The following is a 20,281-nucleotide window of genomic DNA, read 5'->3' on the forward strand; positions in this document are numbered from 1 at the left end:
TGGTTAAGTACTGTGATTAACTCAATCCACTAGCAGCACGTGTACTTTACATCCCACTAAAACAACCAGTCGCAATGGGGCAAACGCTCGGCAAACCACGCCTGCGCCTTACCTTGGTTGCCCTTGCGCCACGCCAGAAACACCGGCTGCGCTGGTCTTGGGATCTCAACCTTGCACGCGACTAATGCGCCTGAAGCGAGTTCTTCGCGAATCAAATGCTTGGGAAGATAACCTACACCTAGCCCAAGTTGCTGCGCTTTAATCTTGGTCTGCATGTTCGGCACGCGGATGACTTGTCGACTATCAAATAACCCACTGGAGCGCTGCGCGAGCGCCGTTGAGCTGTCGGCCACCACCACGGAGGGAAATTGCAACAAGGCTTCGGTCGGGATTGGATGGTCAAACTGCGCTAAGGGGTGGTGAGGCGCAAGGGCAAAGATGAATTCAAGCATACCGATCTCAACTAAGTGATATTGCCCCTTAGGTAACTCCCCCGTGACCCCAATGGCAATATCGGCGCGGCCCGAATACAGGGCATCCCAACCGCCACCCAATGACTCCTCAGTGATATTAATGGTCACCTGTTTACCTAACTCGGTAAATTCAGCAATTAGTTTAAGCAGTGGTAAATCGGGCACTACAGTGTCTATGGCTAAGGTTAACGCCGACTCCCAGCCCGTTTCTAGTTGCCGAACCGCCTCTTCAAGCCTTACAGTGGCGGCTAAGATCTCCCGCCCTTGGCGTAATACCAGTTGGCCAACTAAGGTCAGCTCGGCGCGCTGCCCCTTACGTTCAAATAATTTTACCCCTAAATCGCTCTCTAATTTCTGCACTGTATAGGTCAGCGCCGATGGCACTCGGAATAAGGATTCAGCCGCAGCCGAAAAACTGCCTTTCTTATCAATAGCATCTAGCACTATCAATCCATCGAGACTCATCACTGGCAACATAAGCGCTCCATATTCAAATTTTTTGAAATATACGTTAAAAATGTTCCGATTTTCTTTCTTAAAGGTCAAGTCTAGACTGTAAACCAATGGAGAGATTGACGCTAAATCTCGACCGACTACCCCATTAACGACATAGTTAAAAAATTTGAATTAAGGAACATCCCATGAAAGCACTTATCACAAAATTACTGACCTCTGCGCCTAGTTTCGCCCCATTGGCCCTGCGTATTCCTATCGGGATCATCCTCATGGCCCACGGCTCACAAAAACTCTTCGGCTGGTTTGGCGGCTATGGCCTAGAAGGCACAGGACAATGGATGGCCTCCATCGGCCTAACACCAGGTTACTTAATGGCGCTGATGGCAGGTTCAAGCGAATTCTTTGGTGGCTTGCTGATCATTATCGGTTTACTGACTCGCCCAACGGCACTGGTATTGTCCTTTACTATGGTGGTCGCGATTTTCTCGGTTCACATTGGTAACGGTCTGTTCCTTAGCAATAACGGTTATGAATTTGGTTTAGCCCTGTTAGCCGCTACGGTATCTCTGGCCGTGTCAGGTGCAGGTAAACTGAGTGCCGACAACCTGTTAGCCGCACGCTTAAAATAAGGAGTTAACGATGATCCGTATACGTAAAGCGCAGGACCGAGGACAGGCAGACTTAGGCTGGTTAAAGAGTCAACATACCTTCTCGTTTGCTAGTTACTACGATCCGCGGCATATGGGTGTGTCTTCCCTACGAGTCATTAATGATGACAGAGTCGCGCCGAACGCGGGGTTTGAAACTCATGGCCATAAAGACATGGAAATCATCAGTTATGTGATTTCAGGCACCATAGCTCATAAGGACAGCTTCGGTAATATTAAGACCTTACCAGCGGGTGAGTTTCAGTTAATGTCCGCCGGTAAAGGGATTTATCACAGTGAGTTTAATGCATCAAACACTGAGCCACTGCACTTTTTGCAGATCTGGATCCAACCAGACACCTTAGGCATTGATGCGGGTTATCAGCAAAAAGCCTTCGAGCAAACCTCGGCGCTCACAGCCGTGGTCACGCCAACGGGTGAAAATGGCACCTTAAAAGTGCAGCAGGATGCGACCTTATATCGCCTAATGCTGGCACCGCAAGAGCAAGTGCATATGCCGCAGCTTAAGCCGCAGCGTCAGCTGTATGTGCAACTGGTGGAAGGTACGCTTAAGGTCAATGACCAAGTGCTCACCCCTGGGGATGGCGCGCATATCACCGCCGAAGAAGTGGTTAGATTTAGCGCCACTGACAGCCCAGTCACAGCACTGGTGTTTGACTTAGCCTGATGATGCTTACTGACCAATAAAAACCGCCAAGGAAACGAGGCGGTTTTTTATTACTCTGTGTATGGTGTATGGCTAAAACAGAATAGTCTCTTCAAGCGCGAACCTATGATAAGGACATGATCAAACTAAAGTTCACTAACACCTGCGCCCTGTCGTTTTGTTTGTCTTCAGCGGTGAGATAGCGGCGTAGTTCATTACGGCGAATGCAATTAAAGCCCTGTTTTTCAAAGAAAGGCCGCGCCTGATAGGAGGCTTCAACTGTGAGTCTTTTAAGGTTTAGCCTTTTCGACTCTTCGAGTAGTGCCAAGTATAAATGTGTCGCTACACCAGCACGACCATATTCAGGATGCACAAACAGACAATCAACTTCGCCGACTAAGCAATCAAGCTCTTTATCGGGGCACAACCTTAAACTGATAAAACCAACCAGCTTATCGTCTTCAAGTGCAACCCACGTGGTTGTATCTTCTAACTTGGCCAGCCAGTAGGCATCGCTACGTGCCTCACCTTGATTTTGCGCCCACGCTAAACGTTCTGTCAGCGAATAATATTCCTGTGCGCCCTCCATAACACTGGCGTTAAATACCGCCGCTACCTGCGCCACGTCCGCAGGAGAAAATAAGCGTATCTGCATTGGAGTCCACTCCTATGGGTTAATCATGACCAATGGGCACACAGGCAGTGCATTCCCATTCAGTTACAGTTTTTTAGTCATATAAAAACTCGGCAACACTTGGCCCAGTTTTTGTTGATAGCTGCGTTGCTGTTGGACGAATCCGAGTTTAATAAACAGCCCACGGGAAAGATAAGAAGCATCGGCACTTAATTGGCTGTAACCTTGCTTCCTCGCCCATTGCTCTAACTGTCTGATAGCCAGTTCACCGAGTCCACAGCGCTGCCAATTAGGATGAATATACAAACTATCGATATATCCCCTATGGCGAAAATCCGTTTCAACATTGATAAAACCTGCACAAATCTTAGTTAAGCTCAGCGCATCTGTCACCAAAATAATCCAAGCTTGGGAACGACTTAAACGTAAATGCCAATGTTGACTGGAACGGGGCGAGGGTGACCAGGCATTTAACTGCGCAGTAGTATAACGCTCATGCTGTATTTGATGAACACAGTGATGAAAGAGCTGACTGACCGCACTTGCATAGCAACGCTGATAAGCGACGACTTCAATTTTCTCGTTAGTTTGGTTAGACGTTGGCACGGTATGCTCAAATATCATTGCGAGTATTTGCCGTATTTTGCAGTTATTTATTGAGAAGTGATAGCGTTGACGTTTATTTAAGCCGAACACCGCTGAAAACAAAACCGCCTCTAACAAGGCGAGGCGGTTTAGGAACTCATCGCAACATGAACGTTGCTAAGGTATCGATTATTTCTTCTCGATTTGACCAACAAACAACAGCTTGTCGAAGGTGCGGTTTAAGGTTTTGCTGGTGAACTGGTTCATCCACATTTGCTCAACCACAGCTACTTTGTCACCTTTCTTGACTTCAGCTTCTGGGCCTGCTGCCCAAAACGTGTTGTCAGCTTCTTTAATTTGAACATAGGTGTAGCCGCCACCATTCATAGTATCAACCACTGTACCTTCATGAACTACGCCCTGTGCCCAAGCACTTGACATACCTAACGCTAATGTTGCTACAGCAGCTAATTTTACCAATTTTGCCATCATGCCTTTTGTTCCTTGTGTTTTACTAATATGCAGCATTAAAACATGCCATAGGTAATAAATCGCCAATCTCTATCACGAAATACAACACTTATCGCAAAAGTAGGATTTTTATCGCTTAGTAGGGAACTCATTTCAATAGCGGTTTTAACATGCCCTCAAGGCCATTGAGTTTTACCTCATAAATCAGCGCTAACTGCTCCCCTAATTTTCCCTTTGGAAAACCTTGTTGATGAAACCACACAAGATAGGGTTCAGGCAATTCGAGTAAGCGGCGGCCAGCATATTTACCAAAGGGCATGACCTGATTTACGGCATCGATAAGCTGTTGTTGATCCATGACAGTATTAGCTTGAACTCAGACAGAAAACTAGATTGAGGATGCTACCCTAATACCTAATGAATGCCTATGGCTAATACAAGCTGAGAACGACTAAGGGGGGATAAACTCAGAGCAAACCGCAGGCTTACCCTGAGTTGATACGGCATCAAGCGTAGATTTTACGCAGATTCGGTCCAAGATTCGCACAATGTGAATACTCAAAACCGTACTCAATACAGAGTCGTTGTTCTTCTCCGTGGGCGTTAATGCTCACACAAGTTCCTTGACTCGCATGCTCATCAACAAAAGTCATGACTCGCTCTAACATTATTTTTGCCAGCCCCACATGCCGATACTCAGGTAAAACAATAAAATCCTCAATCGCCAGATGGTTAGCCTTATCACCATATACGCAGGCTGTTGCCACTATCGCGCAGGTATTTTTTGACTGATCACTCGTTAAGCGAATAGATACCCAATATAAAGGCTGTAACGGATGCCCATCAGCCATCTCAACGCCGATACAAGGATACCCAGCCGCATCGCGTAGATTCAGCAACTCATGAAATAAAGGAGCAGATTCAACCAGCTCAAATTCAATAGGCATTGACATTTTAATATCCATTTGGGCATCCCTTCACGAATGGTAGAAAAATCAAGGTGATTAGACGGCATTAATGAGAAAGACTAACTCAACAAGGTGGCAATTTGATGACACTCAAGCTTTATGCAAGACAACTTTCGTTTGAAAAGTAGTCGTGAGAGGCCAATATTTTAATAATATTTTGGCATAAAAAATTAAAATAAACGTTCAAAGTAAACTATACCAAGCCTTAATTTCAATATCATTGCCGCAATGGAGAGCAAACATTCATAATCAATTGATGTTAAAAATTCACTAAAAACCTTAATAATCAGATAACTAAAATTCAAAATCGCCTAAGTAATCCCGCTAGCAGAAAGAGTCAAATTAACGGCATATTACATGGTAGCGTCAAATATTAATCACGCGACATTTTATAAAAAAACGTCAAAAATCAGATAATTGACCAACATTAACACAGGGTTTACATTCGTTTATGACAACAAGGTGCGGTAAAAAACCATAAGCAACATATTACCGCCCAAGTGATAGCCTAAGCATTGAGGAACTCGTCATGATAGTGTTAGTCGGCGGCGAAAAAGGCGGCAGCGGTAAGAGTTGCCTCGCACAAAATATCGCAGTATTTCTCACCACCGAATGTGGTGCCTCTGTCATCATGGTGGATTGCGATCCACAGCGAACCACATCGGATTGGATCCAAGCCAGAAACAATAATCCGAAACTGGCAAGCATCAACTGTGTACAACTTTATGGCAAGATCCGTAACGATCTTCTGAGCTTAGAACAACACTATGACTTTGTACTCGTTGATTGTGGTGGGCAGGATAATCTTGCATTAAGGGCAACCATGTCAGTTGCATCGCATATATTAATGCCGCTCAGACCCAAACGCCGAGATTTAAAAACCGTGAGTCATATGGATGATATCGTCGCAACTTGTAAGATGATTAACCCTAAATTACACGCGTCTTTCGTTATCACGCAATGCCCCAACCTTCCCAATCAAGCGAATCGTATTTTAGAGGCTAAAGAGGTCTGTAAAACCTACGATATCAATGTATTAGATGCAATTACCTATAGTCGTAATATCTATGATGACAGTGAAGAGTCTGGATTGTCGGTGATGGAGATAGAACCAAAGGGTAAAGCCGCAGCTGAAATCCGTGCTATCGCCTGTGAAATGTTTCAAGTGGACTGCGCAGCCTCGTTAACGGCCTTACTCAAACCAAGCACACCAATAGCCGCGCATCGTGCCGCTATCAATCAACCTCAGCCGAATCATCTGAGAGGACAATATGGGACTCAGCGACCTCAAGAAAAACGCTATGCCATCTAGGGGAGGCGTCCAGCCCCTCTCCCTCGATGAGTTTATTGATGCCGCAACCCTTTATGCTATGGGAGAAAGTCATATTCCAAGCACGGGCAACTCAGTGGCGGCGATGGAGCGAGTGAAAGAATCACCACTTGAAGTCACCTTGGATACTTCCAATGTGGTAACTTTGCATCGACCACAAACAGCATCAAGATCCCTTGATACCACGATTGACGACGAACGGCCACATTACCGCAAAGCCACATTTTCACTGAGTGAGGCGGCAATAGCCCATTTAGCAACGCTCTCAGAGGAAAGTGATATTTCTAAATCTAAATTGATCCGTTTTTTAATTGAACAACATTATGCTTTGCCAACCGCATTGAGGCAGATGCGCGAACAGCAAATAAAACAAGCTTAATTGCGCACCATCTCCCACCCTTTACCGATGATCTGAATTAATTAGGTCATCGGACTTTTTTTGTCTAAAAAACCGATAAAAAAATTGAGTCAATTTTTTTTACAAATCTATCCTTAATGTACAGCTGAGCTGATTAATGCTATTGATTAGCATCAATAGCCCGAGTATTTAAGGAGTTATTCTTGTTAACACGTTTGTCAATCCTATTATTCGGACTGGGATTAACGCTAGCACCTCCCGCCTTAGCGGAGTTTTCTTTGGATCAAATTCCCCCCTTGCCGAATAAAACGCCAATCACTTTAGTTGCCGAAAAAGGCTTTTGGACTGACTATCTCACCCAGCAAATGCTACCCAAATTCACCGAAAAAACCGGTGTTAAAGTCAATGTGATTAGCACCGAACTTGAAAGCATGTTCGAACTTCAGACCCACGCATTATTAATGGGGGAAGGAAAATACGATCTGCTCACTATGGAGGCTGGCTGGGCAAAAGAATGGGCGGCAAACGGCTATACAGTCCCCCTGTTGGAATTAGCAAAACTCTATGATCCCGATGGTGAAAAAGCGATGGAAAGCTACCTCGAACCCTACTATCCATCATTACTGAATATTTTATCCTACCACGGAGAATTGCACGCAATTCCCTATAATAACTACGTAATGGGAAGTCATTACCGCGCCGATTTATTTGAAAATAAAACCGAACAGTCTCACTTTCAACAACGGTTTGGCTACCCACTCAAACCCGCGACCAACTTTCAAGAATTAGAAGATCAAGCCGTCTTCTTTACGCGAAAAGCGGGTGAACTCCTTGCAGACAAACCATTGACCCATAACTTTTATGGCCTAGCGTTGATGTCGGGTAATAAACCCCATATTAACGATGAGTTTTCCAGCATTATTTGGAGTTTAGGCGGCGTTTGGATGTGGCCTATTTATGATCAACAAAAAAAACTGACTCACTTTGAAGTTCCGAGTGTCAATCAACAGGCAATTACCGCTGGAATAATCTATCGCAAACTAATGCCCTATGCCTATCCTGCTGATGATAAGTTTGCCTTTAATGAAGCCGCGAATGCTATGGCGACGGGACAGGTAGCCATATGGCCCTTTGCCTATAACAACCTTTGGCCAGCCTCTTTTAAAGTTGAAGCCAATATACCTGGTGCTCGACTTGGGGTATCTCAAGTCCCCGGAGGAACTCCTTACAATGGTGCCTATGCCTTTGCGGTGAGCTACGACAGTAAAAATCCACAAGCCGCCTATTGGTTACTCAAATATATGGGCACTTTTGAAGCCCAATATGCCTATGCGCTTGGCGGCGGAAATCCATGCCGAATGGATGTCGTTACGGCTCCCGAATTTAAACAAGCTTCAAAAAGGTCTGTTGCTGGTGCATTTGAGGCAAGCCACATTGCTAACTTGTTCTGGTCGACTAAAGTATTGGAAGTAGGACACTTTACCACTACAGCAATGGGGCAGATTTATCCAGAATTAAGCCATGCTTGTTATGCCGCAAGTCAGCATGAAGCCAATAGTACAGATATTTTTATTGAGTTAAGCACCAAAATTAAACATTTGCAGAACACCTACGGGGAAGTCCCTGCAATCGACAAGAAAAACAAATGAACTCAAAACGACTGACCAGTCTTAAACAGAAAATTACGCTAGCCTTCTATATTATTCTCGGCATGGCGTCACTCAATGGCATTATCGCTATCCTATTGTCACAACAATTGAGAACTGAAATTGAGCAACTGGTAAATAGTGATGTCGTGAAAGTCACCACTGCGCTGCAACTAGCGAAAAACAGTGAAAGGTTGCAAATTATCACCACAGAATTAAACCACTATGATACTGAGCAACAACGACTGTCCCTACTTTCAGAGTTAACTACTCAATGGGAGCATTTGTTAAAAGATACAAAGGTATTACTAAGTCTTGAAACCACTCCTGAGATGTATCAAGCCCTAAACACAACGATCGATACTCAGCTTTATTATCAGCAACAACTCCCATTGCTCAATACGCTTACAGACAGTGCTTTACAGGCAAAGTTACAGGCACAAAATATTCAAACAAATTTGGCCGGTATGTCATCAGCATTTTCTGATGAAATGCAGACTCAACTGAATCAGACCCATGAACGTTTCGCTCTATTAGTTGACCATAAAGATCTCAGTGGAATTACCGACAATCAGATAGAACATCAAGCTATTTCGGAATACCTGCACCAAGGTGAGCACCTGTTTGTGTTATTAGATGAAGTAAAAAATACCCCAAATATAGCGACGTTAAATCACCTTCAACGGGAAGCGATGCGGCGACTTATTCAAATGGAAAATATCGTCGCGTCTATGCATTCGAGTAATACAATTTATCTCAACTGGTTATCGCAAATAAAACAAAACATGGTTGGCAATGACAACCTATTTGAGCTATCCCGTAATGCCTTAAAAAGTACTCAAATAGCCAATGCTCATTTTGGCTATCAAGCCAGTGCAGCGAGGCAAATAGCAACCTTCACCCAAGAGTTAGTCAACCATGTTGAAGATGAAATTCAGATCGCAGGCACAGATCTCAAGAGTGATAGTACCTCGTTTGTCATCCTCATCTTTTGTGGAGGTATTCTTTATTGCTTTTTTATCTGGCTCACCAGTTGGCACTTTATTGCTAAAGGTATTATCAAACCCGTGATTGAGACTCGTGATGCAATGAATGCCATCGCCAATGAAAAACTCGATACCCAAATGCCGATTACCGATAACCTTGAACTGCAACAAATGGTGAGTTCACTTGAAACCCTAAAAACCTATGCAGCTCAAGTTAAAGCGATGGCGGAAACCGATGGACTCACTGGATGCTATAATCGCCGCTATTTAGATAGCCAAATACTAAAAGAATTGAGTTACGCCAACGATCATAATATGCCATTGAGTATTGTGATGTTCGATTTAGATCACTTTAAGGAATTTAATGATCAATATGGCCATGTGGTCGGTGATCAATGCTTAAAACAGATCGTCGAGGCCACCAAAGCAATTCTACAACGTCCCACAGATATTCTAGCTCGCTATGGTGGTGAAGAATTTATGTTACTCTTGCCCTCAAGCCATATTGAAGATGCTTACAAAATTGCCGAACATCTGCGCGAAACCATTATAGACTTGCATATTCCCCATCAAGGCTCATCAAACATGGGGATTGTCACCATTAGCTTAGGAATTGCCTGCTGGCAACCTCCGCAATTACTCGATGCAAACAAGCTGATAAGCCATGTTGATGAGGCGCTCTATCGTGCCAAACTAGCAGGGCGAAATCGCACAGAAGTCTTCATTGGCGCTCACTAACACCACTCATCCCGCATTAAGCCGCTCACTGAAAGCGTTTTATTTTTAACCAAAGGATTGAGTTCAGTACGCTCAATCCCCATTAGCTAATATAACTGACACCAATAACACACTGAGGGACTATGCTCGCCAGTTTAACGATTCTAATATTTGGCCTCAGTGCGATTGCTTGGTTGGCCTCCAGTCGTTGGCGCAAAAACCTCCGTCGTAAACAAGTGATGGCAAGCCCCTTTCCAAAGACTTGGCGAGCAATACTAAAAAGAAGACTTCCATTTTTTCATGCATTACCTGCAGATCTTCAATTGCAACTTAAACGTCATATTCAGGTATTTTTAGATGAAAAGCATTTTGTTGGCTGCGATGGTTTACTCATAACCGATGAAATTCGAGTCACTATTGCTGCCCAAGCATGCCTACTGCTACTTAATCGTAAGACCGATTTCTACCCTAAACTAAGACAAATTTTGGTCTACCCCGATGCATTTATAGTCGACAGCCAACGACAAGATCCATCAGGCTTAATCAGGGAGCAACGTAACGTACTCGCTGGAGAATCATGGGAGCAGGGACAAGTAATACTTTCATGGAAAAATACGCTTGAAGGCGCTGCCAATCCACACGATGGCAACAATGTTGTCATCCATGAGTTTGCCCATCAATTAGATCAAGAGGATGGCCACGCCAATGGCGCCCCAATTTTAGCTCGTGGCCAAGATTATCTGTCTTGGTCAAGCGTATTTAATCAAGCATTTAATGAACTAGTTGAAGATACTGCCGTCGGTAAACCAGCCCTATTTAATGGCTACGGGGCTACCAACCCAGCAGAATTTTTTGCCGTAGCGACCGAAGTTTTTTTTGAAAAACCAGCAGAACTCAACCAAGAACATCCAGCACTTTATCGAGAGTTAAGTCATTTCTATCAAGTCGATCCGCTCAATTGGCACTGATGTCATTACAAAGTAATAAACACAAGGAATACCCTATGACAATAGCTAAATACAAACATCTTTCAGCCACTTCGCATAATGCCACTCGGCAAAATTCAAGTCGATTCTGTACCACTATGTTCATTCTTGTTGTGGTAGCGTTACTCTTCAGCTCGAATAACCATGCTAATGATAATAATGCCATCATACCAGCAACAAGCGGCATATCAGTCCCATCTGCCGATGAACAAGCCGCAGCTCAAGTACTTGATCAATTGAATCAATATTCCAGTAGTGCCGATTGGGATAAATATTTTTCACTGTATCGTCAGGATGGGATTTTTATCGGAACAGATGCGAATGAGCGCTGGGGAATGGCAGAATTTGAACACTATTCCCGTCCCACAAAAGGCTGGCGCTACGATTTAACTTCGCGCCATTTAGTGCAGCATGGTGATGTAATTCTGTTCGACGAACTGCTCAATAGTCCGAGTTATGGCGTGAGTCGTGGTACAGGAACATTAATCAAAACCAATGGAGAATGGAAAATAGCTCAATATCATTTAAGTTTTCCCATCCCCAATGGTATAGCGAAAAAAATCACTGCTGAAATTAAAAAAGCACAGTAAATCGTTATTTTAAGGACACGGTAAAACACACATTTGCCAGCTGTGAGAAGTGGATGAAAGCTTGAAAATCCACTTCTGTAAAACACCTCTCAGATGGTCCTCTATCTGCATAATAAAAGCCGATCACTTTATTATCCACCAACAAGGGTGCCACTAAAAAACCCGACTCTGGCAATTGCACTTTCAACTCACGACATTGTTCTTGCCATTTTTTGGCACTCGGATTATCAACCCAAAGTGACTCCTTATGCTCCATCGCCATTGGAAATAACCCCTTCTTATCTCCAAGTTCGATAATAAATAATCGCTTCATTTCCTCTGCATCTCTGCCAAGCATAATCCTTGGCTGTAGCTGTTTACGGCTAGGAGACAACAGCAACACACCACAGCGATCAACTCCAACCCCCTCTAAAATACCCTCAAGTACGGTTTGCATGATTTGATTAAAATCGGCTTTATTGATTGCAAAAGCTGTAAGCTCACGCAGTTTAGCTAATTGGATATTTAAATTGGCAGCAAAAATCGGTAGTTCTACTTCAGGCAAACGAGACTCAAGCTTATCGAGCCTCTTGGGATCAGGTAGATAGTCAATCAACACTTTAGCGCCATAGGCTTCAGCTAATTTATGGGTCGCCTTGGTACAACGCTGCATTCTTAAGGTAAATTCACTCTCATCCAGCCCGGTAAAGTTAGCCGCTTGAGTTATAAATTTCTCAAGATCGATCTGATCTGGTATCGCCACTGAGAGCGTTTCGCAAAGTTTATCCGCTAAAAATATACAGCGTATTTCAGGACGAGAGTCATCGGGATTATTTACCGCTTGGATCAATAATTCCCCCAATCCCCAATGGCGAGCAATACTCTGGGTTAGTTGTGAAAAAGAGGTACCTAATGTTTCACGAATAAGAGTTCGCTCTTCTGCTGGAGTTTCACATTTCGTTAATTGGTTATCGAGGGTTTCGGTAAATTCTCCCCCGATACTCCAAAACGCACTCTCACCAATATGAAAAAGCAAACAGGCTATAAAGGCCTCCTCTTGAATATCATCATCATAATGACTCAGCATCATCCGAGTTAACATGGCAGCTTGAAATGCCTTAGCCATTAATTTGATTAATCTTTGATATACTGAAGGCGAGAGGTTTTTACTTTCTAACAAGCTAGATAATAATTGTGCAGTGATACAAATATTACGAACTGCATCAAAACCAAGCACAATAGCGGCTCGGCTTACAGTAGAAATTTGCGTACTGCCCTTATGGTAAATAGCGCTATTTGCGACCCGTAAAATACGTGATGTGAGGGCGTTATCATGCATCACGCTACGCCCTAATAAGGCAAGTGAAGAAACGTCATCCTTGGCAAGCTTTTCTAACGTTTGGACGGTGGAACAAAGCGCTGGCATTTCCAACTCACTTATCCGTTTTGTCCAATAATCAACCCCTTTATTAGTATTATTAGGTTTCAACCTAGCTTTCCCTTGATGGTTTAATGTTATTGTTTTTAGTATAGATAGGCTTAAAAAATTCGCCTTGCATCTGGTTCACAATTCAACGATTGATTTTTAAATCCGCAATAGGCTGAACTGAAAACAAAGAAAAGCCCAAGGTTTAACTTGGACTTTAATCAATTACGCCTGCAGATGTAATTTAAAAACCCGCAGTACTTTATCAATATCCTGGCGCGAGATATCTTTATGGGTAACAAAACGTATGGTACGTCCAGGACTAATCAAAATGCCCTCATTACGACAGCGTTGCGCTAAGGCCTGTTCATCGATATGAGAAGCTAAGGTTGCAAACACCATATTGGTTTGAACGGATGGCAAGTCAATTTCAAACTCGTCTAATAGGCTTAACTGTTGGGCCAGATATGCAGCGTTTTGATGATCATCTGCCAATCTTTCAACTTGCGCAGTTAGAGCTAACTCCCCCGCAGCTGCTAGAATCCCAGCTTGACGCATACCGCCACCAAGCATTTTTCGCCAACGCGTCGCTTTTTTAATGAGGCGTTCATCGCCTAAGAGTAACGATCCGACTGGCGCGCATAATCCCTTTGATAAACAGATCGAAACGGAATCAAAGTGTACGGCGATATCAGCAATAGCGATCCCTTGTGCCACTGCGGCATTAGCCACTCTCGCACCATCTAAATGAATTTTTAAACCGCGCTGAAAAGCCAGTGCCTGCGCATTGGCAAGATAGGTTTGGGACAACACTTTCCCCCCGATAGTATTTTCCAAACTAAGCAAGCGCGTTCGGGCAAAATGAATATCATCAGGCTTGATTGCCGCTTCAATTTCGCTAAGAGCAATAGTCCCATCTAATTGATTTGTTAGCGGTTGTGGTTGAATACTACCTAACACCGCCGCACCACCACCTTCAAATTTATAGTTATGAGCTTGCTGACCGCATAGATATTCATCCCCGCGCTCACAATGCGACATCAAAGCCAGTAGATTGGCTTGGGTGCCAGATGCCGTAAAAAGTGCTCCCTCAAAACCAAACATCTCGGCGGCCATGTCCTGTAAACGGTTAACGCTCGGATCATCACCATAAACATCATCACCCACTTCAGCCCTCGACATGGCTAAACGCATTGCCTCAGTAGGCTGGGTTACAGTATCACTGCGTAAATCTATCATTTTGTCCTCAACTTCTTCTGCCTATCCCCGATGCGCATATCAAACACGCCTAGCGACTCTAGCCTTAAAGGAAAAAATTGTATAGCTTGCTGACATAGCGGCCGATAAAACATACAACCTAATGCAAAATTTAATCTGATATAATTGATTTATATCGAATAAATGGCAAAACTTGGCGTTATAACGTTTAAAAGCTACAATAGCCAACTAGGATGCTCCTGCTAAAGCAATGCCAATCTCCTAGTGATTTTGACTGCTAGATATTAAACATAAGGTGATTTGTGGTGAATATATCCGTAATGCAATGGATTAAACTAGCCTCTTTAGCATTGAGTTTAACCCTAATGCTACCAGCTTATGCGTGGCAGGATACAGATCAAGATGGCGTGCCCGATATTAAAGATGCCTGCCCCAACACAACCGCTAACACTAGGGTGATGGCAAATGGCTGTGTTTATGAAGTCGAAGCCACGGCCACTACTATTCAATGTAATCTCAATGACCCCAGCACCTATTCAGCTCCTGATTGTCATCATCTTGAGACAGCCATTGTGTATTTTGAGTTTGCGATAGCAGAGGTAGATTTATCGCAGTGGAAAGCATTAGCCTTAGTCAAAGCATTTTTAGAGTCAAATACTGATGTTCATTTAATCTTGGTTGGGCACACAGATATTGTCGGCACACCTGAGTTTAATTATCAGTTATCACTTCAACGTGCGCAAAATGTGAAACAAATTTTGGTTGAAGACTATGGATTCAACCCAAATCGCTTTACCGTTGTCGGTAAAGGTATATCTGAACCAGTAGCAGATAATCGTTCCAGCGAAGGTCGCAGATTAAATCGACGAGTACAATTTTTCGTCAATAATAAGTAGTTTTGTTAGCGTATTTTTAGGGAGTAATTTAATGGAAAACCTTGAAGGCTTATTAAAGCAGGCTCCAGATCTGATCATGACCTATGGAGTGAAGATCTTATTTGCCCTTGTTATCTTTTTTGTCGGTAAATATTTTTCCGGCGTTGCGCAAAAGGTAGTGCGAAAGCTACTCAACAGCCGCAAAGTTGATCCAACGGTGGTCTCTTTTGTAGCCAACTTATCGTGGGCTGTTGTGTTTGTCTTCACCATTATCGCCACCTTAGGCCAAATTGGTGTGCAAACCGCATCTTTAGTCGCGGTTATCGGTGCCGCCGGTTTAGCGATAGGTTTAGCGCTGCAAGGATCATTATCTAACTTTGCTTCAGGCGTGTTAATGGTGTTATTCCGCCCATGTCGCGTGGGTGACTATATTGAAGCTGCTGGTATTGCTGGCACTGTTGATGAAATCACCATTTTCTCAACTAAATTACGCACGCCAGATAATAAGGTTATCGTTGCGCCCAACTCTTCAATCATGAATGGCACGATCACCAACTACTCAGCCTTAGAAAATCGTCGTATCGATTTAGTCATTGGCGTGTCTTATTCTGCGGATATTGCCCAGACTAAAAAAGTTTTAACCGAGATTTTAGATAACAACCAATATGTGCTGAAAGAACCGGGTTACACCGTGGGTCTGTCTGAACTGGCAAATTCTTCAATCAACTTTGTAGTTCGTCCTTGGGTAAAAACGGCGGATTACTGGACAGCTCGTTTCGAGATTTTAGAACAAATCAAAAATGCGCTTGATGCAGCCAATATTGAAATTCCATTTCCACAAATGGATATTCATGTAAAACAACTGCCCGAGAGCAAATAATCAGCAGTGATATTAGAAGGCCGGTGAAAACCGGCCTTTTTTATGGTGATAAGTCGGATTTTGGCGTACCTTAACCGAATATGCACACATATCTGAGTAAGAGAGAGAATATGCCAAAGTATGTTTCATTTCTGGCCGCTGGCTGTGTTTTTAGTGTAATGCTGCTCAGCCCTATGGCGATTGCTAGCAATAAAACCCAAGTAATGATGGGTGAAAAGACTGTCACCCTAGAAGGAAAATTACCTCAACTTGAGCAAATGGCCCCAAGATTTAAAGTCGTTGATGATAAATTCAATCCAATAAACTTAACCGACTTTAAGGGAAAAACCATCCTGATTAGTGTAGTGCCTAGCTTGGATACGGGTGTTTGTGCGTTACAAACTAAACGCTTTAATAGTGAGGTCAGCCACTTTTCTGATGATGTCGTCATGCTAACCATCAGCACGGATTTACCTTTCGCGCAAAAACGTTTTTGTAAAGTTGAGAATGTCGAAAATATTAAAGTGTTATCAGATTCTGTTTGGCGTGATTTTGGCGAGAAGTATGGTCTGTTAATTGAAGATTATGGCTTACTTGCACGGGCGATTTTCATCGTCGATGCCGAAGGTAAACTCAAGTACCAAGAATTAGTACCCAACATTGCCCAGCATCCAAACTATGATGCCGCGCTAGAGGCGCTAAAAACCATTCAAGCACAGTAATAAGCATAAAAATAGGGCATTTAATGCCCTATTTTTTGCTAGTGCGTATGTTGGTCGCCATTGGCTTGATAGTCGAAGGTAGGCATAGACCAATGATAGCGTAATGCTAACATCCGCCAGCTAAATCCAAAACTTAAGCAAATTAATAGATTAACCCACTCAGCCAATTGATAGGCTTTTAGCGTGATATATAACCCCGCCGTAAAGAGTGAGATTACCGCATAGAGCTCTTTCTTAAAAATCAAAGGCACTTGATTACAAAGAATATCGCGAATAACACCACCAAAAACACCGGTAACCAATCCCATAACGACCGCAATAGTTGGACTAAAACCAAGCATCAGGGTCTTTTGCGCACCAACAATTGAGAATACCGCTAAGCCTAAGGCATCGATTGCCAAAAACAGCTTAGACAAATAACGCATAACTGGCGCAATCGCGACAGTTAACAAAGATGCAAATGCAATCGCAATTAGATAGTGGACATTCTCGACCCAAATCAAAGGGTAATTTCCAAGTAACATATCTCGTAAGGTGCCGCCACCAATAGCGGTAGCACAACCGATAATGACTACGCCGAATAAATCCATCTGCTTACGGCCAGCTGCTAATGCCCCAGTCATGGCCTCAGCCAAAATCCCAATCAGCCATAATAATCCGATAAATTGCGCTTCTTGCATTTAAACTACTTATTACCCATGCATAAAAAACGGATTTTGCCTGATAATCCACGGGCTGGATAATGAGATTATTTAAATTTTGTCATTAGAATATTTAATCTATTGATACCATTTATGCATTAGTCATTTCTAACTTTCAATATCACGCTACGCCACAATCCTTAAATAACAATAAATTAACTAATAGATAGCAGTCCACCACATTCAATTAAGCTTATTTTTTGATAAGTTTTAATAAAGCATAATCAATTAAACTTTGAAATTTTGTAGAAAACTCAACATCACGTCATTCAAGCCTAAATTTTGGCCACAAAAAAGCGGCCTAATAGCCGCTTTTTTAGACTAAAATAAATTATTTGTTTTCAGGTTTCGGAGGATAATTCGCCATGACACTTCCAACGGCGTCATTGATGAGCTGGACTCTTTCAGAAGGAGTATTTTTATCACGAATGGTGTCAGCCACCGAACCACGCCATATTAACTTAGCTGTTTTATTATCAACTAAATCAATGATCAACGTACCAACTTCGTATTCTCTCACCGTGGTTTGAGTTTGCATGTTGCCACCCCATCCCCAACCAGGACCATAGTAAGGGTTATAGCCAAAGTTGGTATTGAAAGTATCTACATTAATCTTTTTGTCGATTTTAGTCAGATAGTTAACTAGGACATCAGCGTCTTTTGCATCGACTAACGTCATGCCCTTAGCAGAAAGTTGTGCATTAACTGCATCACGCACTCGCTGATCCATCAGACCATCGAGATGATAACCTGAAGCATCGGTCTTTTGTGCTACCCAAGCATAGGTTTTGTATTGAGAGAAATTGGCACTGGGATCATAGTCCCAACCAGACTTAAGAGAACTACAAGCACTCAAGGCCAGCACTGCTAACCCTACGATAAAATTTTTCATGGTGATTTCCTTGGATTTCGTAAAGAACACAAATGAGCCGATAAATAAATTTAGCTTACAGAGCAATGGCCGATTCTACAACTCTATATAATGAAAAGCAGAGCGTTATTCAGCTTGACTTCAGCAATCGCTTTAAATGATAATGATTATCACTTAAAGCGATTAAGGGATAAATAACATGTACTGGTTCATTAGCGCATTGATTGTTGCATCAGCAATTTTCTGGCTAGCGCCACAAAAAGCCTCAATCGACACCAATAACAATAAACTCACGCCTCATCTCCCGATGATGTTATTGTTTTTGCCTTTGATTGTAATGAGTTGGCTGATATTCGAAGCTGTATCAAATGGTGCAGACTACACCACAATTGCCGCATTTGGTTTTGTTGCCACAGCCTGTTTAATTGCACTTCCCAAATTACATCGTTTTATTATGCCCTGCGCCCTACTCACCGCATTGGCATTAATCGCTATGGTTTTGCAACATCTATAAATTCCATTTGAAAACATGCTACTTCCCTGCAAAGAGCTAGCATTTACCTTCGGCCACTTTCAGTCTCTGTCTGTGGCCTTTTTTTACCTCTACTTTTTACCTCCACGAAGCATAATGAATTTGATAGACTTAAGCAGTTTACATTCAGATAAAAGATGACTTATGAGAGTAGATCCCAACGTTTCCTTAGTATACAGCACTGATAAAGGTCGCATTACTGCCGAACCAGAAGCAAAAGCACTCCCCGCATCCGATGGCATTGTGCGTATCCACAGAGACAGCAAAGGCCGTAAAGGTAAAGGTGTCTCGGTCATTTCAGGCCTAGGGCTTGACGATGCTGGCTTAAAAGCACTAGCACAAACACTTAAAAAACAATGTGGTTGTGGTGGGACGGTTAAAGATTTCACGATCGAAGTGCAAACCGATAACCGTGAACTACTCAAACAGTTGCTTGAAAAACAAAACTATAAAGTCAAATTAGCCGGCGGTTGATACGCCACGATCCTAAGTAGCTGGATTTTATCTATCGATCAATGCATGTGGGCTGAACGGAGCATTTAATGGAGAGTTTGCAGAACCATTTTTTAATCGCCATGCCATCACTCGATGACACTTTTTTTGAGCGCACCGTCATCTATTTATGTGAGCACGATGAAAAAGGCGCCATGGGACTAGTGATTAATAAACCGCTGGGCATTGAAGTTAACTCATTGCTCGAGCAGATGGATCTCCCAACAGAGCAAGTGTCTGCCGATTTTGCGATGGGATCGCAAGTCTTAATGGGCGGGCCAGTTTCCCAAGATAGAGGTTTTGTACTGCATACTTCCCAACCCTATTGGGCCAATAGTACGGAATTAGGCTCGGGACTGATGCTTACCACATCTCGAGACGTATTAACCGCTATAGGCAGTAAGCGCTCGCCAGATAAGTTTCTCGTGGCATTAGGTTATGCTGGCTGGAGTAAAAACCAGTTAGAGCAAGAACTTGCCGATAACGCTTGGCTCACTATCCCCGCAGATCACGCCCTACTCTTCGATATAAACCACGAAGATAGATGGCAACAAGCTAGCCGCTCACTTGGATTTGAGGCTTGGCAACTCTCAACACAGACGGGCCACGCTTAACCTCACTTTATTTTTACGAGTTAATATCAGATGAACGCTAAAACCGTGTTAGGTTTTGATTTTGGGACAAAAAGCATTGGCGTTGCCGTAGGGCAACAAATTACCGCCAGCGCAACACCACTGTTATCCCTCAAAGCCGTTGATGGAATTCCGAATTGGGATGAGATCGCAAAACTCATTCAAGAGTGGCAACCCGATTTAGTGGTCGTCGGTTTACCGCTGAATATGGATGGCACAGAGCAAGAAATGACCTTCAGGGCACGAAAATTTGCCAACCGACTTAACGCAAAGTTTGGCGTTAAAATTTTCACCCAAGATGAAAGATTGACTACCACAGACGCAAAAGCCAGACTCTTTGAATTAGGCGGTTATAAAGCACTGACAAAAGGCCAAGTCGATGCGGTTTCTGCGGTATTAATTATCGAAAGTTATTTTGAGAATCATCTTAACGGTTGATTGATGCTCACAAAAACAAAAG

25 protein-coding genes are annotated in these 20,281 nt (G+C 43.1%); 15 read left to right on the forward strand and 10 right to left on the reverse strand.

The annotated features are described in order from the left end of the window. Window positions 1-56: 56 nt before the first annotated feature. On the reverse strand, window positions 57-950 hold the full coding sequence (locus L976_RS02025; protein ID WP_047533697.1) for a LysR substrate-binding domain-containing protein: 894 nt from the start codon (window positions 948-950) through the stop codon (window positions 57-59). Window positions 951-1,114: 164 nt separating this feature from the next. Between L976_RS02025 and L976_RS02030 the strand changes: the two genes are divergently transcribed. Further along, complete coding sequence (locus L976_RS02030) at window positions 1,115-1,558, forward strand: DoxX family protein (protein ID WP_011716306.1); 444 nt, start codon at window positions 1,115-1,117, stop codon at window positions 1,556-1,558. 10 nt (window positions 1,559-1,568) lie between these two features. Beyond that, on the forward strand, window positions 1,569-2,264 hold the full coding sequence (locus L976_RS02035; RefSeq protein ID WP_047533700.1) for a pirin family protein: 696 nt from the start codon (window positions 1,569-1,571) through the stop codon (window positions 2,262-2,264). Window positions 2,265-2,367: 103 nt separating this feature from the next. On the opposite strand, the gene L976_RS02040 is transcribed toward L976_RS02035, so the two are convergent. The 5 genes from L976_RS02040 to L976_RS02060 form a co-directional block, all read right to left on the reverse strand. Beyond that, window positions 2,368-2,898 (reverse strand): GNAT family N-acetyltransferase, encoded by a 531-nt coding sequence (locus L976_RS02040; protein ID WP_037420716.1) that lies wholly within the window; start codon window positions 2,896-2,898, stop codon window positions 2,368-2,370. A 63-nt stretch (window positions 2,899-2,961) separates the two neighbouring features. Further along, entirely contained in the window at window positions 2,962-3,483 is a 522-nt protein-coding gene (locus L976_RS02045; protein WP_047540071.1) for a GNAT family N-acetyltransferase, read from the reverse strand. 168 nt (window positions 3,484-3,651) lie between these two features. Next, on the reverse strand, window positions 3,652-3,954 hold the full coding sequence (locus tag L976_RS02050; protein ID WP_011622005.1) for a hypothetical protein: 303 nt from the start codon (window positions 3,952-3,954) through the stop codon (window positions 3,652-3,654). 127 nt (window positions 3,955-4,081) lie between these two features. After that, window positions 4,082-4,291, reverse strand: coding sequence for a DUF3820 family protein (locus tag L976_RS02055; protein WP_011622004.1), 210 nt, complete (start codon window positions 4,289-4,291; stop codon window positions 4,082-4,084). A gap of 148 nt (window positions 4,292-4,439) precedes the next feature. Beyond that, window positions 4,440-4,898: a GNAT family N-acetyltransferase gene (locus L976_RS02060; protein WP_047533710.1), complete on the reverse strand. Its 459-nt coding sequence runs from the start codon at window positions 4,896-4,898 to the stop codon at window positions 4,440-4,442. A gap of 532 nt (window positions 4,899-5,430) precedes the next feature. On the opposite strand from L976_RS02060, the gene L976_RS02065 reads away from it, so the two are divergent. The 6 genes from L976_RS02065 to L976_RS02090 all read left to right on the forward strand — a co-directional run bounded on the left by L976_RS02065 (window position 5,431) and on the right by L976_RS02090 (window position 11,514). Beyond that, a complete protein-coding gene (locus L976_RS02065; RefSeq protein ID WP_037420721.1) occupies window positions 5,431-6,213 on the forward strand; it encodes an AAA family ATPase in 783 nt (260 codons plus the stop codon). Beyond that, window positions 6,173-6,610: a hypothetical protein gene (locus L976_RS02070; protein ID WP_037429410.1), complete on the forward strand. Its 438-nt coding sequence runs from the start codon at window positions 6,173-6,175 to the stop codon at window positions 6,608-6,610. Before L976_RS02065 ends, L976_RS02070 begins: the two co-directional genes overlap by 41 nt. Window positions 6,611-6,792: 182 nt before the next feature. Further along, entirely contained in the window at window positions 6,793-8,238 is a 1,446-nt protein-coding gene (locus L976_RS02075; protein ID WP_088586910.1) for an ABC transporter substrate-binding protein, read from the forward strand. Further along, window positions 8,235-9,959, forward strand: a complete 1,725-nt coding sequence (locus L976_RS02080; protein ID WP_047533715.1) for a GGDEF domain-containing protein — start codon at window positions 8,235-8,237, stop codon at window positions 9,957-9,959. Before L976_RS02075 ends, L976_RS02080 begins: the two co-directional genes overlap by 4 nt. A gap of 122 nt (window positions 9,960-10,081) precedes the next feature. Next, window positions 10,082-10,906: a zinc-dependent peptidase gene (locus L976_RS02085; RefSeq protein ID WP_037429412.1), complete on the forward strand. Its 825-nt coding sequence runs from the start codon at window positions 10,082-10,084 to the stop codon at window positions 10,904-10,906. Window positions 10,907-10,941: 35 nt separating this feature from the next. Then, window positions 10,942-11,514 carry a nuclear transport factor 2 family protein gene (locus L976_RS02090; RefSeq protein WP_050991378.1) on the forward strand — a complete coding sequence of 191 codons (573 nt, stop codon included), beginning with the start codon at window positions 10,942-10,944 and terminating at the stop codon, window positions 11,512-11,514. A gap of 4 nt (window positions 11,515-11,518) precedes the next feature. Here L976_RS02090 and L976_RS02095 read toward each other — a convergent pair whose 3' ends face one another. Both L976_RS02095 and ltaE read right to left on the reverse strand, forming a co-directional pair. After that, window positions 11,519-12,982: an HDOD domain-containing protein gene (locus L976_RS02095; RefSeq protein WP_047533718.1), complete on the reverse strand. Its 1,464-nt coding sequence runs from the start codon at window positions 12,980-12,982 to the stop codon at window positions 11,519-11,521. A gap of 162 nt (window positions 12,983-13,144) precedes the next feature. Then, complete coding sequence (gene ltaE, locus L976_RS02100; RefSeq protein WP_047533720.1) at window positions 13,145-14,158, reverse strand: low-specificity L-threonine aldolase; 1,014 nt, start codon at window positions 14,156-14,158, stop codon at window positions 13,145-13,147. Window positions 14,159-14,457: 299 nt separating this feature from the next. Between ltaE and L976_RS02105 the strand changes: the two genes are divergently transcribed. The 3 genes from L976_RS02105 to tpx all read left to right on the forward strand — a co-directional run bounded on the left by L976_RS02105 (window position 14,458) and on the right by tpx (window position 16,593). Then, a complete protein-coding gene (locus L976_RS02105; RefSeq protein WP_047533723.1) occupies window positions 14,458-15,033 on the forward strand; it encodes an OmpA family protein in 576 nt (191 codons plus the stop codon). Window positions 15,034-15,064: 31 nt separating this feature from the next. Continuing rightward, the gene (locus L976_RS02110; RefSeq protein WP_037420742.1) at window positions 15,065-15,892 is read left to right on the forward strand and encodes a mechanosensitive ion channel family protein; all 828 of its coding nucleotides are present in this window, start codon (window positions 15,065-15,067) and stop codon (window positions 15,890-15,892) included. A gap of 110 nt (window positions 15,893-16,002) precedes the next feature. Next, entirely contained in the window at window positions 16,003-16,593 is a 591-nt protein-coding gene (tpx, locus tag L976_RS02115; protein WP_047533726.1) for a thiol peroxidase, read from the forward strand. Between the two features lie 38 nt (window positions 16,594-16,631). Here the strand turns inward: tpx and L976_RS02120 are convergent, their stop codons facing one another. Both L976_RS02120 and L976_RS02125 read right to left on the reverse strand, forming a co-directional pair. Further along, window positions 16,632-17,273 carry a trimeric intracellular cation channel family protein gene (locus tag L976_RS02120; protein ID WP_047533729.1) on the reverse strand — a complete coding sequence of 214 codons (642 nt, stop codon included), beginning with the start codon at window positions 17,271-17,273 and terminating at the stop codon, window positions 16,632-16,634. 352 nt (window positions 17,274-17,625) lie between these two features. Next, window positions 17,626-18,186, reverse strand: coding sequence for a DUF4136 domain-containing protein (locus L976_RS02125; protein WP_037420751.1), 561 nt, complete (start codon window positions 18,184-18,186; stop codon window positions 17,626-17,628). 178 nt (window positions 18,187-18,364) lie between these two features. Here L976_RS02125 and L976_RS02130 point away from each other — a divergent pair, with 178 nt between their 5' ends. The 4 genes from L976_RS02130 (at window position 18,365) to ruvX (ending at window position 20,259) form a co-directional block, all read left to right on the forward strand. Next, the gene (locus tag L976_RS02130; protein WP_037420754.1) at window positions 18,365-18,679 is read left to right on the forward strand and encodes a hypothetical protein; all 315 of its coding nucleotides are present in this window, start codon (window positions 18,365-18,367) and stop codon (window positions 18,677-18,679) included. A 162-nt stretch (window positions 18,680-18,841) separates the two neighbouring features. Next, window positions 18,842-19,171 (forward strand): stress response translation initiation inhibitor YciH, encoded by a 330-nt coding sequence (gene yciH, locus L976_RS02135; protein ID WP_047533731.1) that lies wholly within the window; start codon window positions 18,842-18,844, stop codon window positions 19,169-19,171. A gap of 68 nt (window positions 19,172-19,239) precedes the next feature. Then, a complete protein-coding gene (locus L976_RS02140; RefSeq protein WP_047533734.1) occupies window positions 19,240-19,803 on the forward strand; it encodes a YqgE/AlgH family protein in 564 nt (187 codons plus the stop codon). Window positions 19,804-19,833: 30 nt separating this feature from the next. Further along, window positions 19,834-20,259 carry a Holliday junction resolvase RuvX gene (gene ruvX / locus L976_RS02145; RefSeq protein ID WP_047533736.1) on the forward strand — a complete coding sequence of 142 codons (426 nt, stop codon included), beginning with the start codon at window positions 19,834-19,836 and terminating at the stop codon, window positions 20,257-20,259. Window positions 20,260-20,281 lie beyond the last annotated feature (22 nt).

The sequence above is a fragment of the Shewanella sp. ZOR0012 genome, from assembly GCF_000798835.1.
Lineage (GTDB): Bacteria > Pseudomonadota > Gammaproteobacteria > Enterobacterales > Shewanellaceae > Shewanella > Shewanella xiamenensis.

Coding starts and splice junctions, on each gene's coding strand:
- L976_RS02025 (WP_047533697.1), bottom strand. CDS start 950: ATGTTGCCAGTGATGAGTCTCGATGGATTGATAGTGCTAGATGCTATT.
- L976_RS02030 (WP_011716306.1), top strand. CDS start 1,115: ATGAAAGCACTTATCACAAAATTACTGACCTCTGCGCCTAGTTTCGCC.
- L976_RS02035 (WP_047533700.1), top strand. CDS start 1,569: ATGATCCGTATACGTAAAGCGCAGGACCGAGGACAGGCAGACTTAGGC.
- L976_RS02040 (WP_037420716.1), bottom strand. CDS start 2,898: ATGCAGATACGCTTATTTTCTCCTGCGGACGTGGCGCAGGTAGCGGCG.
- L976_RS02050 (WP_011622005.1), bottom strand. CDS start 3,954: ATGATGGCAAAATTGGTAAAATTAGCTGCTGTAGCAACATTAGCGTTA.
- L976_RS02055 (WP_011622004.1), bottom strand. CDS start 4,291: ATGGATCAACAACAGCTTATCGATGCCGTAAATCAGGTCATGCCCTTT.
- L976_RS02060 (WP_047533710.1), bottom strand. CDS start 4,898: ATGGATATTAAAATGTCAATGCCTATTGAATTTGAGCTGGTTGAATCT.
- L976_RS02065 (WP_037420721.1), top strand. CDS start 5,431: ATGATAGTGTTAGTCGGCGGCGAAAAAGGCGGCAGCGGTAAGAGTTGC.
- L976_RS02070 (WP_037429410.1), top strand. CDS start 6,173: ATGGGACTCAGCGACCTCAAGAAAAACGCTATGCCATCTAGGGGAGGC.
- L976_RS02080 (WP_047533715.1), top strand. CDS start 8,235: ATGAACTCAAAACGACTGACCAGTCTTAAACAGAAAATTACGCTAGCC.
- L976_RS02085 (WP_037429412.1), top strand. CDS start 10,082: ATGCTCGCCAGTTTAACGATTCTAATATTTGGCCTCAGTGCGATTGCT.
- L976_RS02090 (WP_050991378.1), top strand. CDS start 10,942: ATGACAATAGCTAAATACAAACATCTTTCAGCCACTTCGCATAATGCC.
- ltaE (WP_047533720.1), bottom strand. CDS start 14,158: ATGATAGATTTACGCAGTGATACTGTAACCCAGCCTACTGAGGCAATG.
- L976_RS02105 (WP_047533723.1), top strand. CDS start 14,458: ATGCAATGGATTAAACTAGCCTCTTTAGCATTGAGTTTAACCCTAATG.
- L976_RS02110 (WP_037420742.1), top strand. CDS start 15,065: ATGGAAAACCTTGAAGGCTTATTAAAGCAGGCTCCAGATCTGATCATG.
- tpx (WP_047533726.1), top strand. CDS start 16,003: ATGCCAAAGTATGTTTCATTTCTGGCCGCTGGCTGTGTTTTTAGTGTA.
- L976_RS02120 (WP_047533729.1), bottom strand. CDS start 17,273: ATGCAAGAAGCGCAATTTATCGGATTATTATGGCTGATTGGGATTTTG.
- L976_RS02125 (WP_037420751.1), bottom strand. CDS start 18,186: ATGAAAAATTTTATCGTAGGGTTAGCAGTGCTGGCCTTGAGTGCTTGT.
- L976_RS02130 (WP_037420754.1), top strand. CDS start 18,365: ATGTACTGGTTCATTAGCGCATTGATTGTTGCATCAGCAATTTTCTGG.
- yciH (WP_047533731.1), top strand. CDS start 18,842: ATGAGAGTAGATCCCAACGTTTCCTTAGTATACAGCACTGATAAAGGT.
- L976_RS02140 (WP_047533734.1), top strand. CDS start 19,240: ATGGAGAGTTTGCAGAACCATTTTTTAATCGCCATGCCATCACTCGAT.
- ruvX (WP_047533736.1), top strand. CDS start 19,834: ATGAACGCTAAAACCGTGTTAGGTTTTGATTTTGGGACAAAAAGCATT.